12 protein-coding genes are annotated in these 13,525 nt (G+C 71.7%); 4 read left to right on the top strand and 8 right to left on the bottom strand.

Features of this window, described 5'->3' with window-relative positions; genetic code table 11:
* Positions 1–10: 10 nt before the first annotated feature.
* From P1K89_RS08455 to P1K89_RS08435, 5 genes are all read right to left on the bottom strand, one after another.
* On the bottom strand, positions 11–1,537 hold the full coding sequence (locus P1K89_RS08455; protein WP_284615938.1) for a methyltransferase regulatory domain-containing protein: 1,527 nt from the start codon (positions 1,535–1,537) through the stop codon (positions 11–13).
* A gap of 104 nt (positions 1,538–1,641) precedes the next feature.
* Complete coding sequence (locus tag P1K89_RS08450; protein WP_284615937.1) at positions 1,642–1,770, bottom strand: hypothetical protein; 129 nt, start codon at positions 1,768–1,770, stop codon at positions 1,642–1,644.
* A gap of 21 nt (positions 1,771–1,791) precedes the next feature.
* On the bottom strand, positions 1,792–2,331 hold the full coding sequence (locus P1K89_RS08445) for a glycine zipper family protein (RefSeq protein ID WP_284615936.1): 540 nt from the start codon (positions 2,329–2,331) through the stop codon (positions 1,792–1,794).
* A 12-nt stretch (positions 2,332–2,343) separates the two neighbouring features.
* Positions 2,344–2,886, bottom strand: coding sequence for a DUF4136 domain-containing protein (locus P1K89_RS08440; protein ID WP_284615935.1), 543 nt, complete (start codon positions 2,884–2,886; stop codon positions 2,344–2,346).
* Positions 2,887–3,005: 119 nt separating this feature from the next.
* Positions 3,006–5,852 (bottom strand): hybrid sensor histidine kinase/response regulator, encoded by a 2,847-nt coding sequence (locus P1K89_RS08435; RefSeq protein WP_284615934.1) that lies wholly within the window; start codon positions 5,850–5,852, stop codon positions 3,006–3,008.
* A 92-nt stretch (positions 5,853–5,944) separates the two neighbouring features.
* Between P1K89_RS08435 and P1K89_RS08430 the strand changes: the two genes are divergently transcribed.
* Positions 5,945–6,457 carry an O-acetyl-ADP-ribose deacetylase gene (locus P1K89_RS08430; RefSeq protein ID WP_284615933.1) on the top strand — a complete coding sequence of 171 codons (513 nt, stop codon included), beginning with the start codon at positions 5,945–5,947 and terminating at the stop codon, positions 6,455–6,457.
* Positions 6,458–6,487: 30 nt separating this feature from the next.
* Here P1K89_RS08430 and P1K89_RS08425 read toward each other — a convergent pair whose 3' ends face one another.
* The 3 genes from P1K89_RS08425 to hppD form a co-directional block, all read right to left on the bottom strand.
* On the bottom strand, positions 6,488–8,524 hold the full coding sequence (locus P1K89_RS08425; RefSeq protein WP_284615932.1) for a sensor histidine kinase, YfiR-like protein-associated: 2,037 nt from the start codon (positions 8,522–8,524) through the stop codon (positions 6,488–6,490).
* Complete coding sequence (locus tag P1K89_RS08420; protein WP_284615931.1) at positions 8,521–9,054, bottom strand: TOL_0243 family YfiR-like periplasmic protein; 534 nt, start codon at positions 9,052–9,054, stop codon at positions 8,521–8,523. The genes P1K89_RS08425 and P1K89_RS08420 overlap by 4 nt, the downstream gene beginning before the upstream one ends.
* A 247-nt stretch (positions 9,055–9,301) precedes the next feature.
* Complete coding sequence (gene hppD, locus P1K89_RS08415) at positions 9,302–10,408, bottom strand: 4-hydroxyphenylpyruvate dioxygenase (RefSeq protein WP_284615930.1); 1,107 nt, start codon at positions 10,406–10,408, stop codon at positions 9,302–9,304.
* A gap of 128 nt (positions 10,409–10,536) precedes the next feature.
* On the opposite strand from hppD, the gene P1K89_RS08410 reads away from it, so the two are divergent.
* The 3 genes from P1K89_RS08410 to P1K89_RS08400 all read left to right on the top strand — a co-directional run bounded on the left by P1K89_RS08410 (position 10,537) and on the right by P1K89_RS08400 (position 13,310).
* The gene (locus P1K89_RS08410) at positions 10,537–11,064 is read left to right on the top strand and encodes an Lrp/AsnC family transcriptional regulator (protein WP_284615929.1); all 528 of its coding nucleotides are present in this window, start codon (positions 10,537–10,539) and stop codon (positions 11,062–11,064) included.
* A gap of 138 nt (positions 11,065–11,202) precedes the next feature.
* Entirely contained in the window at positions 11,203–12,543 is a 1,341-nt protein-coding gene (locus P1K89_RS08405) for an N-acyl amino acid synthase FeeM domain-containing protein (RefSeq protein WP_284615928.1), read from the top strand.
* Positions 12,531–13,310, top strand: a complete 780-nt coding sequence (locus P1K89_RS08400; protein ID WP_284615927.1) for a S1C family serine protease — start codon at positions 12,531–12,533, stop codon at positions 13,308–13,310. The genes P1K89_RS08405 and P1K89_RS08400 overlap by 13 nt, the downstream gene beginning before the upstream one ends.
* Positions 13,311–13,525 lie beyond the last annotated feature (215 nt).

The raw sequence follows: 13,525 nt of genomic DNA, 5'->3' as shown, positions 1-13,525 counted from the left end.
CGCCGCCGGTTCAGGCCACCTGCAGCGCGCGCAAGGCGGGCAGTTCCTTCTGCTCGAAGCGCTGCGCCAGCTGCCCCATCTCGGCCAGGTTCTCCTCCGGCGTCTGCAGCCCGTGGCCATCCTTGAGCAGGCGCTGGTTTTGCTGCGCCAGCAGGTTCCACGCATAGCGCGCCCAGTCCTGCGGGCGCTCGCCGCCTTGCGAACGCGCCAGCAGGAACAGCTGCGGGAAGCGGCCGACCGGCACGCCGCCGCCGATCAGCGGGCTGGCCAGGTGGCCGACCTCGCCGTCGGCGCGGCTGCGCAGCATGAGCTGCCGGTTCAGCCGCTCGCAGCGGCCGCGTGCCGCGGCCGCCGCGGCCTCGTCCTGCACCGGAAACACATGGCTCGAGCCGCACAGCAGCGTCAGGCACTGCACGAGCTTGCCGAAAGGCAGCTTCGCGGCGGCCTCGATCTCGGCGATGCTGCGTGGCGCATGGTCGGCCAGCAGGTCGAGGATCGGCGCGGTGGCTTCTTCGTTCATCTGCGCCTCGCCCAGCACGCCGGTCACCTTCAGCAGCACGTCGGGACGGTGCGAGACCAGTGCCAGGCGCTGCGCGCGCAACGCCTCGGTGCGCTCCAGCGCATTCAGGCGCCGCGCGCCCTTGACCCAGTAGTCGCGACGGAACTGCTGGTTGGTGATGAAGTCGCGCACCGATTCGCGAAAGCCCGCGTCGGGAATCGCCTTCAGGAAGTCCTGCTGCTCGGGCGTCAGGTTCAGGTTGTCGACATGGTCGAGCAGATGCGCGGGGCAGGCGAAGCCGAGCTTGGCCGGCGCCAGCCACTCGGCCATCGTCGCGAAGTGCATCGGATGCCAGTCGCGATTGAAGTACTCGTGCGCGACGTAGTGGCGGTCCTGCGCCTTCACCTGCTTCAGGCGCTCGGGCACCATCGGGTTGGCGCGCACGTAGTTCGGGTTCTGCGCCAGCAGCTGGTCGGCGAAGGCCAGGGCGTCGTCCACCTGGCTGACGATGCCGCGGCCGTCGGTGCCCATCACCTCGGCGTGCCGCGCCAGCAGGTGGCGCATCGGCGCGAACGGCGCCCAGCCCGGCAGCGTGTTGTAGCTGGTGTAGAGCACGCCGCCCACCTTCAGCTTGCGGCGCACGAAATCGACGATGCGGTGGCGGTTGTCGTCGTTGATCCAGCTCCAGATGCCGTGCAGCGCGATGAAGTCGAAGTCGGGCAGGTCGGTTCGGGCGGTGAATTCGGCGAAGGACTCGTCGAGCAGGCGGGCACCGCTGCCGGACGCCGCCGCGAGCTGCTGCGCGAACGCCGCCTGTGCCGGATTGAAGTCGGTGCCGCACCAGTGCGTCGCGCTCGCGGCCGCGTGCAGGTTGGTGCCCAGTCCCTGGCCGAAGCCGAGCTCGCAGGCGGTGCCGACCTCGGGCGGCATCAACCCGGCGCGCAGGAACGCGAGCTTCATGCGCAGCGGGTTCATCTCGGCGTAGTAGCCGTAGGTGTAGCCGATGTCGGCAACGTAGCCGGCGGTCCAGTCGGTCATGGGCATCCTCGGTGCTGCGGTGCGCGCGCTGCGCCGGCCGCAGGCGGGTCGTCTCGGGCGGGCCAGTTTAGAGGCCCCGCGATGTGACCCGCACCCGCCCGCCGCTAACGCGTCAGCTGAGCGTTCAACGCCACGGTCGCCTTCGGGATGTAGTGACGCGGCGCCGGCGGCTCCGGGCTGCAGCCCGCGGCCGGCAGCGCCAGCGCGCCGGGCGCGACGGGCGCGGGGTTCATGGTGGACGCTCCCCTGGTGGGCTACTTCACGACGTAGCCGCGTGCTTCCATGCAGGCGGCGAAGGCGCGCTCGTAGAGGCCGCGCTGCTGCGCGCGGGCCGATTGCTGTTGCTGCTGCTGCAGGGCCAGCTGCTGTTGCTGCGCGGCCTGTTGTCCCGCCAGCGCCTGCTGTTGCTGGGCGCGCTGGCGCAGGCCGGCGCCGAACACGCCGACCGCGGCACCCTTGCCGGCATCGCGTTCGGCGATCTCGGCCAGCGCGGCACCACCGGCCGCGCCCTGCGCGATGCCGGCAAGCGACGCGGTCGCGCCGGTGTCGCCGGTCGCTGCGGGCAGGGCCGGCGTGGCGGCGGTCGGCGAGGGCTGCATCGGGTCGAAACCCGACTGCTGGCGCGCCCAGTCATGGCAGGCGTAGCGGTCCTGGTCGACCTGGTGGGCGCTCTGGCCCCTGGCCGGATAGACCACCTGGCCGGTGGCGCCGCGGGCGCCGGCCGGCGCCTGCGCCTGGACCGGCAGGGCAACGAGCGCCGGCAGCAGCACCAGCAGGCCATTGACGCGTGTCATCGATCGGCTCCCTCAGCGCACGCCGTTGACCGGCACGTGAGCGATCAACTGCGCGACCACCGCGTCGATCGCCGGTCCGGGCTGCGCCGCGGTCTTCGCATCGATGCGGCCTTCGGCGACGCCGCGCCACATCAGCAGGTTGCGGCGCGCATCGACGAGGTCGATCGCCAGCGTGCCGTCGCGCACGTCGACGGTCTCGAGCTGACCGCCGTTCCAGCCGCGGTAGCCGAAGCGCGCGGCCGGGGTCGTGCGCAGCTCCTGGCGGTCGAGCACCTGCAGCAGGTAGTTCACGCGCAGGTCGGGATCCCGTTCGTCGTAGCGCACGCTGATGCGCTCGAGCTGCTCGCGCGTCGCCTGGCGCAGGCGCTGTTCCAGCAGGCTGGTGTAGTGCAGCGAGGCGGGTTCATAGAACGCGAAGGTCCGGTAGGCCTTCAGGTCGAAGCCGGCGTCCTGGTCATGCCGCACGTCGGGCTTCGTCGCGCAGCCGGCAGCAGCGCCGAGCAGCGCCAGCAGGGTCAGGCCGGCGGCGCGGCGGGTGAGGTTGGTCGGGGTCATGCGTACTTTCGGTGGGGGGGACGGTTGGGGGCTCCTGCAGGGCGGTGATCGATCGCCATCGCCGGGGTCCATTGAGCCCGCCCGGCGTTGCGCGGCGGTTTCGGCGCGCGCGCCGTCGATTACCGTTGTAGGCCCAGCGCCGCCGCGAGCGCGCGCGCGATGTCCGCATGCGCCAGCGGCTTGGCCAGCAGCGTCTGCACGCCGATGGCGCGGGCGCGCTGCTGCAGCGCCGGCGTGACGTAGCCGCTGCACATCACGATCGGCAGGTCGGGCCGCAGTGCGCGCGCACGCCGCGCCAGCTCGGTGCCGGTGAGCCCGGGCATCGCTTCGTCGCTCAGCAGCAGGTCGAAGCGCTGCGGTGCGGCCTGCAACGCTTCGAGCGCCGCGCGCGCGTCGGTGAAGCCGGTCGGCACATAGCCGAGCCTGGTGAGCAACTCCTCGGCCAGCCGCACCAGCGGCTCCTCGTCGTCGACCAGCAGCACGCGCTGGCCCTGGCCGCGCGGTGTCTCCGCGGGCGCGGCCGCACGACTCCGATCGGCGACCGCCGCACGCACCGGCAGCCAGACCTCGAAGCGGCTGCCTTCGCCGACGCGGCTGGTGACGCGCAGGCCACCCCCGAGCTCGCCGACGATGCGGTGCACCAGCGACAGCCCGAGCCCGGTGCCGACACCGACCGCCTTGGTGGTGAAGAAGGGATCGAAGATGCGCTCGATCAGCGCGGGCGGCATGCCGGTGCCGGTGTCGGCGACGGTCAGCTGCAGGGCGTCGCCGGCCGGCAGCGTGCCGCCGGCCAGCGCCAGCGGTGCGTCGAGCTGCCGGCGCTGCAAGCGCACGTCCAGGCGGCCCGCGTCCTTCATCGCCTGCACGGCGTTCGTGCAGAGGTTCATCACCAGCTGGTGCACCTGTGTCGGGTCGCCGACGACGCCGGCGTCGCCGCCGCTCAGTTCACGCGTCAGCACGACGCCGGCCGGCAGCGAGGCGGCGATCGCGTCGAGCGCCTCGTTCACCACCGCCTGCACCTGCACAGGCCGCTGCTCGGCGATGCCGCCGCGCGCGAACGCGAGGATGCGTTCGACCAGCGACTTCGCGCGCCTGCCGGCGGCCAGCGACGCGTCGATGTGGCGGCGCTGCGCCGAGCCCTCGGCCGCCTGCGCACGTGCGAGCTCGCCGTAGCCGAGGATCGCCGACAGCATGTTGTTGAAGTCGTGCGCGATGCCGCCGGCGAGCGTGCCGATGGCCTCCAGCTTCTGCGCCTGGCGCAGCTGGCGCTCGGCTTCCACCGTCGCGCTGACGTCGCGGATGTTCAGCACGATGCCGCGCACCGCGGCGTGGGCCCGCGCGTCGCTGGCCACCGCCTCCAGCACGCGCCAGCCGCCGGCGGCATCGCGCGCGCGGAACTGCAGCGGCCGGCCGTCGGGCGCCTGCAGCCGGTCGCGCACAGTGTCGGCATCGTCGTCGTGCACCAGCGCCAGCAGCGAGCGGCCGACCAGCGCCGCGGGCGCCAGCCCCAGCATGCGCTCGACCGGCGGCGTCACGTCGCGCAGCAGCAGCGGGGTATCGACCACCGCGATGGCATCGGAGGCCTTGTCGGTCATCGCGCGCCAGCGCGCGTCGGTCAGCTGCAGCGCCGTCAGCGCGGCCTCGATCTGCTGCTTGTCCTGGCGCAGCGCGGCATCGCGCGCGGCCACCTGCGCGGCCATGTGGTTGAAGGCCGACGCGAGGCGGCCGAGCTCGTCGGCGCGGCCCGCCGGCGCGCGCACCCAGAGGTCGCCGCCGGCCACCGCCTCGGCGGCGGCGGTCAGCGCGCCGAGCGGCGCGGCGACATGGCGGCGCAGGATCCAGGCCAGCAGCGCCAGCAGCACCAGCAGCACCGCGCCGTGCGCGGCCAGCGCGCCGGCGGCCGCGCGCAGTGCCTCGGCGCGCACCGCGGCGCCGGGCAGTGTCGTCGCGACGAACCAGTCCGGGCCGTCGATGCGGGCGCTGGCGAAGTACAGGTCGCTGGCGGCGTCGAAGCCGGTGCGCGGCGTGCCGTCGGCCGCCGCGGTGCTGGCCAGCAGCGCGCCGGCGAGCGCCTCGCCGAGCTCGGCGAGCCGCGTCTCGCGCCGGCTCGGCGCGCCGGGATCGGCCTTGAGCGTGTCGGCGATCAGGCGGCCGTCGGCGCGGAACAGCAGCTGGCGCTGGTCGCTCGCCGCGGGCAGCGCGCGGGCGAGGAAGTCCTTCAGCAGCAAGGTCGTCGCCACCGTCGCGACATGGCGCTCGCCGAGGTGCATCGGCGTCAGGATCTGGAACATCGGCCCGTGCTGCGGCCCGACGTCGTCGACCATCGGCGTCGCATAACGCGAGCGTTCGCCGGGCCGCGCCGGGCGGTAGGCGAGGCGGCCCCATTCGTAGTCCAGCTGGCTGAAGCCGGCGGGGATGTCGAAGACCCAGTTCGGAAACAGCGTCGGGTCGTAGCCGAGGTTGCTTTCCTCGGGCACGCTCATGAAGAACAGGTTGTCGTGGCGCACCGCGGCGCCGGGGCCGAATTGGCTCGACAGGTCCCAGAACAGCACCAGCAGGCGCTTCAACTCGTCGGAGAGCGCCGTCTTCGGCGGCACCCAGCCGGTGGGATGCACCCGGCCATCGGCCAGCTCGCGCCGGTTGCGCCAGGCGCCGTCGGGGTAGCGCGCGAGCAGCGTCGGCAGACGCGCCGGCGTCGCGGCGTCCTGGTACGCCGGCCAGCGCTCGGCGAACGCGCGGCGCACCGCGTCATGCGTCTCGACGGTGTGGCCGAGCACGCGCTCGGCCACCCGCGCGCGCACCGCGGCCGCGGCCGACAGCCGCTGCTGTGCCGCGGCTTCGGCCTGGCGGTACTGCAGCGTCGCGTTGAGCGCCGCCGCGGCCAGCAGCATCAGGCCGCCCGCGGCCGCCAGCCGCAGCAGCGTGCGCCCGGTCAGCGTGCGCAGGAAGGAGATGGCGGGGGCCATTGGGCGCACTGTCGGCAGCACCGGTTGCGGCGCCGTTGCGCTTCGGCCGTCGCTGCATTGCAGTTGAAATCGGGATCGCGCTACAAAGCGCCATGGACACGTTTCTGCGCGCTCTGCGCGCCGACATCACGACATTGGCCGTCGATGCCATCGTCAACGCGGCCAACTCGTCGCTGCTGGGCGGCGGCGGAGTCGACGGCGCGATCCACCGCGCTGCCGGGCCCGGACTGCTGGCCGACTGCCGGCTGCTCGGCGGCTGCCCCACCGGCGACGCGAAGATCACCCGCGGCCACCGCCTGCCCGCCGCCTGGGTGATCCACACCGTCGGGCCGGTGTGGCAGGGCGGCGGTCACGGCGAATCCGGGTTGCTCGCCTCCTGCTACCGCCGCTCGCTGCAGATCGCGGTCGAGCGGGGCCTGCAAACCATCGCCTTCCCGTCGATCAGCACCGGCGTCTACGGCTACCCCGCCGACGAGGCCGCGGCGGTCGCGTTGCACACGGTACGCGCGCTCGTCGCCACGCCGGGCCCGCTGCGGGAGGTGATCTTCTGCTGCTTCTCCGAAGACGACCGCGCGCGCTACGAGCGGCTGCTGGCGGGCGGCTAGCGGCGGCGCCGGACCTTCGGGCGCCGCGCTTCAGCGGCCGCCGTCGCGCCGGTGGCGCGTGCTGGCCAGCGCCGCGTCGATGGCGTCGATCAGCTCGTCCTGCGCCACCGGCTTGGTCAGGTAGCGGAAGAAGCCGGCGGCCAGGCCCTCGGCCACCGCCTTGGGCATCGCATTGGCGGTCAGCGCGATGATCGGGATGTGCGAGGTCGCCGGGTCCTGATGCAGCAGCGCCTGCGCCTCGCGGCCGCTCATGCGCGGCATGTTGTTGTCCATCAGGATCACGTCCGGCTGGTAGATGCGCGCCATCTCGACGCCCAGCAGCCCGTCCTGCGCGCTGATCAGCTGCAGATCCTCGCGGCCGGCGAAGAGCTCCTCCACCAGCCGCAGGTTGGTCGGGTTGTCCTCGACGCACAGCACCGTCGCGCGCGTGTTGCCGCCGGCCGGGCTGACGACCGGGCCGTTGGCCCCGCTCTGCAGCTGCGTGGCGGCCGGCGCCGTGTCGACGGCCGGCGCGCTGCCGTCGAGGTCGATCCAGAACATGCTGCCGGTGCCGACGGTGGAGCTGACGCCGATCGAGCCCCCCATCTGCTCGATCAGCCGCTTCGTGACGACCAGCCCGATGCCGGTGCCTTCCTGCGTGCCGCCTTCCTGGCCGAGGCGGTTGAAGGGCTGGAACAGCGCCTCGAGCTGGTCGGCGCGCAGCCCGTGGCCGGTGTCCTGCACCGAGATGCGCACGCGTCGTTCGCCGACCATCGTGCAATCGACGACCACCGCGCCGTTGTCGCGGTTGTACTTGATGGCGTTCGACAGCAGGTTCAGCAGCACCTGCTTCAGCCGCGTCGGGTCGGCGACCGCGGTCAGCGGCGTGTTCTCCGGGAACAGCATGCGGATGCCGCGCCGCCCGCCCATCGGCTCGGTCATGGTGCGGCATTCGGCCAGCAGCGGCGCCAGCGGCACGTTCTCCAGCGTCAGCTGCAGCTTGCCGGCCTCGATCTGCGCGAGGTTCAGGATGTCGTTGATCAGGGTCAGCAGGTGCTTGCCAGCGCGCACCATGTGGCCGACGAACTCGGCTCGGCGCTCGGGCGTCAGGCGCGACGAATCGCCCTGCAGCAGCTGGCCGAAGCCGATGATGGCCGACAGCGGCGTGCGCAGCTCGTGGCTCATGCTCGACAGGAACTCGCTCTTGGCGCGGTTGGCGCGCTCGGCCGCCTCGGTGGCCAGTGCGAGCTCCTGGTTCGAGGTCTCCAGCTGCAGCGTGCGCTCGCTGACGCGGCGCTCGAGCTGCTCGTTCAGGCGTTCGACCTCGCGCTGCGCGATGCGCCGCTCCTCGACCTCGGCCGCTCGGTCGTGGTTCGACGCTTCCAGCGCCAGCGTGCGCTGCTCGATCTCCTGCATCATCTCGTTGAAGGCATCGGCCAGCGCGCCGAGTTCGTCGTCGTCGCCCTTGGCGGCGCGCCGCGAGTAGTCGCGCTGCTGCACGACATGGCGCGCGACGTCGGCGATGGCCGTCAGCGGGCGGGTGACGATGCGCTCGAGCCGGAACGACACCAGCAGGGCCAGAAGCATGGCCGCCGCCGCGACCACCAGCGCGATGCCGACGTAGTCGAGCAGGCGCTCGTACAGCGCGTAGTGCACGCGCAGGTACACCGTGCCGAGGATCTGCTGGTTGTCGACGACGCGGCGGAAGATCACCAGGTCGCCGTCGCTGCGGTTGAATCCGTCGACGCCGGGCAGGGTCGGCAGCGGCAGGTCGGCCGCGTCCTTCGAGCGGTAGCTGGCGAAGACGCCGCCGTGCACGCCGTAGATCGCCGCGACGCGCAGCTTCGGCTGCAGGCGCAGCAGCCCGAGCGTCTCGGTGGCGGTGCGCGCGTCGTCGAAGGCCAGCGCCGGCGCCGTCGTGCGCGCGATCATCTCGGCCTGCGCCTCGAGGTCGCTCGTCGTGCGGTCGTGGTAGTCGCGCAGGTCGTAGGTGGCCAGCGCGGCCAGCGCGAAGATCAGCGCGGCCAGCGTGGTCAGCAGCATCGCGCCGAGCAGGCGCCGACGCAGGGAACTGCGCGGGGCGTTCATGAGGGCCTCGTCGCGACCTTACGCGCGACGCCGAGCAGCCGCGCGCTGATCTTCAGATTGCCTTGATCGGCCAGGGGGAGGGCGATGTCGAAGCGCACCTTGTCGTCGACCAGCACGAAATTGATGATGCTGGCCACCGTGGCGGCGTTGTCGGTCTCGGTGACGGTGAGCGTCGGCTGGCCGCGCGCGCCGGCCAGCAGTTCGGGCTGACGCGCGGCGTGGGAGCGCGCGATGAACAGGATGTGCACGCCCGCCGGGCCGTCGTTGCGCGCAAGGCGCCGCACCGTCATCGGCCGGCCCTGGACCTGCAGGCCGCTCGCGGCCCGGACCACTTCCTGCACCACCTCGTCGTCGCCCAGCACGCCGATGACGAAGGGCCCGTCGGGCCGGTCGGCCGCCGCCGGCCATTCGACATAACCCGCGAACTTGCAGAGGAAGGCCGCCTTGACCTGGTATTCCGAGGCCTGCAGGCCGGCCTGCGCGAGCGCGGCGGTGGGCCCGGCCGGCACTGCCAGTGCCGCGGCCAGCAACGCACCCGCGAGCAGCCGGCGGCGCGCCGCCGTTCGTCGGCGCGGGGCCCGGAGCGAAGCGTGCGGCACCTAGCGCCTCGCCCCGGTCGGGCGAGCCGCACCCTGCAGCGGATCTCGCGGACAGTTCACGCACCGCGGCCATGGCCACAGACGCGGGTTGATCATGCGCTCCCCTCGTGGCCTATCCGCCCGCACGTACTGCCGCTGTTGCGCGCGGGAGATCAGGCCGGAGCGGCTAGTCTAATCGTCAGACCTTCTCGGGCAGCACCCCCCGGCGCATCTGGTCGAGCTCGATGCTTTCGAACAGGGCCTTGAAGTTGCCCTCGCCGAAGCCTTCGTTGCCCTTGCGCTGGATGAACTCGAAGAAGATCGGCCCGAGCTGGTTCTCGGTGAAGATCTGCAGCAGCAGGTCACCCGGCTTGCCGTCGAGCAGGATCTGGCGCCGCTGCAGCGCGGCGACGTCCTCGCCGTGACCGGGGATGCGCTTGTCGACCAGCTCGTAGTAGGTGTCCGGCGTGCTCAGCAGCCGCACGCCGTTGGCGCGCATGCCGTCGACGGTGGCAGGCAGGTCGGCCGAGTGCAGCGCGATGTGCTGGATGCCCTCGCCGCGGTACAGGTCCAGGTACTCCTGGATCTGGCCCTTGGTCTCGTTGCCTTCTTCGTTGATCGGGATGCGGATCTTGCCGCAGGGGCTGGTCATCGCCTTGCTCTTGACGCCGGTGACCTGGCCCTCGATGTCGAAGTAGCGCACCTCGCGGAAATTGAACAGGCGCTCGTAGAACTCGGCCCATTCGTTCATGCGGCCCTTGTGCACGTTGTGCGTCAGGTGGTCGATCACCTGCAGGCCGTGGCCGGGCGGGTCGAGGCGGGCGCCGGGCAGCGGCTCGAAGTCGACGTCGAAGAAGCCGATGTTGCCGATGTCGCCCGGCTGCGCGCCGTTCTTGCCGCGCCAGCGGTCGACGAAGTAGATGATCGAGTCGCCGATGCCCTTGATCGCCGGGATGTTCAGCTCGCCCGGGCCGGCGGTGCCCGCATAGCCCCAGGCGCCGAGCGAGATCGCCCGCTCGTAGGCGTACTTGGCGTCCTGCACGCGGAACGCGATGGCGCAGATGCTGGGGCCGTGCAGCCGCGCGAAGCGCTGGGCGAACGAGTCGGGCTCGGCATTGACGATGAAGTTGATGTCGCCCTGGCGGTACAGCGTGACGTCCTTGTGGCGGTGGCGCGCGATCGCCTGGAAGCCCATGCGCTCGAACAGCGCGCCCATCGCCGCGGGGTCCGGCGCCGCGTACTCGATGAATTCGAAGCCGTCGGTGCCCATCGGGTTGTGCGGCGCGATCGTGGAAGCCTGGCTCATGTGATCCTCGGTTTGGTGCGCAGAAGGCGCGCGAGGCGGTCATTCTTGAGCGTTCAGGCTGCATCGTGTACGCATCTGATGTGCGATATCGGTTTGATCGCGCACGAACCGTGCATAGAATTGCGGCGATGGACGACCTGCTGCTGGACCCGCTGGACATCGAGTTGCTGGTGCAGCTGCAGCGCGATTGCCATGCCACCAACCAGGTCGTCGGGGAGCGCCTCGGGCTGTCGGCGTCGCAGATCAGCCGCCGCATCCAGCGCCTGGAGTCGCTGGGCGTGATCCGCGCGTATGTCGCGCTGCTCGACCCGGCGATCCTGTCGCTGGCGGTGCGCTCGTTCACCCATGTGACGCTGGCGCGGCACGGCGGCGAGGAGGGTGCAGTCTTCGAGCGCGACATCGCCGCCTTCCCAGAGGTGCTCGACTGCTATTCCATCGCCGGCGAGGCCGACTACCTGCTGCAGATCGTCGCGGCCTCGCTGCACGAGCTGTCCGAATCGGTGCTGCGCCGGCTGACGCGCCTGCCGGGCGTGGTCAACGTGCGTTCGAGCATCGTGCTGAACCGCATCAAGGCCAGCACCGAGCTGCCGCTGGCGCACATCGGGCGGCCCGAAGGCCGCGAGCGGCGGGTGCGGCTGGTGCAGCGGCCGACTTGAGCAGGCGCAAGGAAGCTCCGCAACATTTGTATCCAGGTGCTAACCCAGCCGGGTCGGCGCTCAAGCCGGCGCCCGCGGGGCCGACCTTTCTAAGGTCGACCCCGGCGTTTGGGGTCCACCAGATCCCAGGGTTGTTCCATGAAGCGTTCGCTGCGCACGGTTTTCAGGCGGTTCCTCCACCAGTGCGCGCGCTCGGCGCTGGCCTTGCTGCCGAAGGAGGCCCGCCATGCGCTGTACCGTTCGTTCGTCGACTGCGATCCGGCGCCCGGCCCGGCGCTGGAGCTGAAGATCGCCGATACGCAGGACGAGCTGGAGGCCTGCTTCGCGCTGCTGCACGATGCCTACGTCGCGTCCGGCTTCATGCAGCCGGACGCGTCCGGGCTGCGCGTCACCGCCTACCACGCGCTGCCGACCACGACGACGCTGTGCGCCAAGATCCACGGCCGCGTCGTCGGCACGCTGTCGCTGGTGCGCGAAGGCGTGTTCGGCTTCCCGATGCAGTCGGCGTTCGACCTGAGCGCCGTGCGCGCGAAGCAGGGCCGAATCGCCGAGGTCTCGGCGCTGGCGATCCACCCCGACTACCGGGCCACCGGCGGGCGCATCCTGTTCCCGCTGATGAAGTTCATGTACGAGTACTGCACCGCGTACTTCGACGTGCGGCACCTGGTGATCGCGGTCAACCCGAACAAGATCGAGCTCTACGAGTCGCTGCTGTTCTTCGAGCGCCTGCAGGCCGCGCCGGTGGCGCGCTACGACTTCGCCAACGGCGCGCCGGCGGTCGGCGCGACGCTGGACCTGGCGGCCGCGCGTGAGCGCTTCAAGGCGGTCTACGGCGGCCGGCCGGAGCGCCGCAACCTGCACCGGTACTTCGTCGAGAACCGGCTCGCCAACATCCGGCTGCCGGCGCGCCGGTACCACACGACCAACGACCCGGTGATGACCGAAGCGCTGATCGAGCACTTCTTCATGCGCCGCACGAGCGCCTTCGCGGCGCTGGATGCCCGCAAGCAGCTGCTGCTGCGCAGCCTCTACGAGCTCGATGCGCTGACCGGCGCCGCGGTGCCGGCGTCGACCGAAGGCAGTGCCGCGCTGCGGCGCCATCCCCGCTACTCGATCAACTGCCCGGCCCGGCTCGAGCGCACGGCGTCCGAGGGCGGCGGCACGTTCCGGCTGAAGGTGATCGAGTTGTCGCTGTCGGGCTTCCAGGCCGAGTGCCCGGCGCCGATGGCGCCCGGCGCCACCGGCCGGCTGACGATCGAGCTCGGCACCGGGCTGCGCTCGGTCGTGCAGGCCACGGCCGTGCGGCGCGTGGCCGGGCCGCATGGCACGGCCCTCGGCTTCCGCATCGACACGCCGGATGCCGCCTGGGCCGCCTGCGTGCACGCGCTGCAAACCGGCAGCACGCATGCCGATCTGCAGCCGGCGCCGGCCGAAGCTGCGCAGCGCGGTTTGGCAGAATCGTTCGTGTGCGCTTGCTGACCCGCCGTCGCGTCCTCCCGCCCCTGCTGCTCCTGCTGCCGTTCCTGGCCGGCATCGCGCCGGCGCAGGCCGAGATCGAAGCCGTCATCGCCGCCAGCAAGCCCTCGGTCCTGGCCGTCGGCACCTTCAACGCGCTGAACAACCCCGGCTTCCGTTTCCGCGGCACCGGCTTCGTCGTCGACGACGGCACGCACGCGGTCACTAATGCGCATGTGCTGCCGATGACCGGCGACGCCGATGCCGGCGACCGGCTGATCGTCGTGCTGTCGGGCAGCGATGGCCGGCAGGGCCGCGGTGCCAAGGTGATCGCGAGCGACCCGGTCTACGACCTGGCGCTGCTGAAGTTCGAGGGCGCGCCCTTGCCGGCGCTGAAGTTCGCGCCGGACGCGGCGGTGCCCGACGGACGCGCCGTCGTGCTGGTCGGCTATCCGATCGGCGTCGTCTTCGGCTTCGTGCCGGTCAGCCATCGCGGCATCGTCGCCGCGACGGTGCCGGTGGCGCAGCCGCTGCCGAACGCGCGCCTGCTTGACCAGCGCACCGTCTACCGCATGCGGCAGGGTAGCTTCGACATCCTGCAGCTCGACGCGACCGCCTATCCCGGCAACAGCGGCAGCCCGCTGCTCGATGCCGACAGCGGCCTGGTGCTGGGCGTCATCAACAGCGTGCACGTCAAGGCCACGCGCGAATCGGCGCTGAGCCATCCCACCGGCATCAGTTATGCCATCCCGGCCCGCCACGCGTCGGCGCTGCTGCAGCAGCGGCGCTGAGGCGGGCGACGTGCTTCGGGTACCATCGCGCCCGCCTCGGGCAAGTCCGGCTTGACAGTTGTCGGGCGGCGGGCGGTCTGTGATTCGTGCGGTAATCCGGCGCGTTCGCGGACCATTCATCCCGAAAGTCCGTGACATCGGTCGCGTGTCCCCCTCAAGACCGGGGTTGCGAGGGCCGATTTGCGCTGCTTACAGTCCTTCCGGACTCGTGGGGT

The sequence above is a fragment of the Aquabacterium humicola genome (assembly GCF_030167915.1).
GTDB classification, from domain to species: Bacteria; Pseudomonadota; Gammaproteobacteria; order Burkholderiales; family Burkholderiaceae_C; genus Pseudaquabacterium; species Pseudaquabacterium humicola.
Note: the sequence above shows the minus strand (reverse complement) of the source record. Positions and strands in the feature narration are given on the sequence as shown.

Excerpts from the sequence above, each read along its gene's own strand:
- P1K89_RS08450 (WP_284615937.1), bottom strand. The coding sequence starts at position 1,770 with ATGAACCCCGCGCCCGTCGCGCCCGGCGCGCTGGCGCTGCCGGCCGCG.
- P1K89_RS08455 (WP_284615938.1), bottom strand. The coding sequence starts at position 1,537 with ATGACCGACTGGACCGCCGGCTACGTTGCCGACATCGGCTACACCTAC.
- P1K89_RS08445 (WP_284615936.1), bottom strand. The coding sequence starts at position 2,331 with ATGACACGCGTCAATGGCCTGCTGGTGCTGCTGCCGGCGCTCGTTGCC.
- P1K89_RS08430 (WP_284615933.1), top strand. The coding sequence starts at position 5,945 with ATGGACACGTTTCTGCGCGCTCTGCGCGCCGACATCACGACATTGGCC.
- P1K89_RS08440 (WP_284615935.1), bottom strand. The coding sequence starts at position 2,886 with ATGACCCCGACCAACCTCACCCGCCGCGCCGCCGGCCTGACCCTGCTG.
- P1K89_RS08405 (WP_284615928.1), top strand. The coding sequence starts at position 11,203 with ATGAAGCGTTCGCTGCGCACGGTTTTCAGGCGGTTCCTCCACCAGTGC.
- hppD (WP_284615930.1), bottom strand. The coding sequence starts at position 10,408 with ATGAGCCAGGCTTCCACGATCGCGCCGCACAACCCGATGGGCACCGAC.
- P1K89_RS08425 (WP_284615932.1), bottom strand. The coding sequence starts at position 8,524 with ATGAACGCCCCGCGCAGTTCCCTGCGTCGGCGCCTGCTCGGCGCGATG.
- P1K89_RS08410 (WP_284615929.1), top strand. The coding sequence starts at position 10,537 with ATGGACGACCTGCTGCTGGACCCGCTGGACATCGAGTTGCTGGTGCAG.
- P1K89_RS08435 (WP_284615934.1), bottom strand. The coding sequence starts at position 5,852 with ATGGCCCCCGCCATCTCCTTCCTGCGCACGCTGACCGGGCGCACGCTG.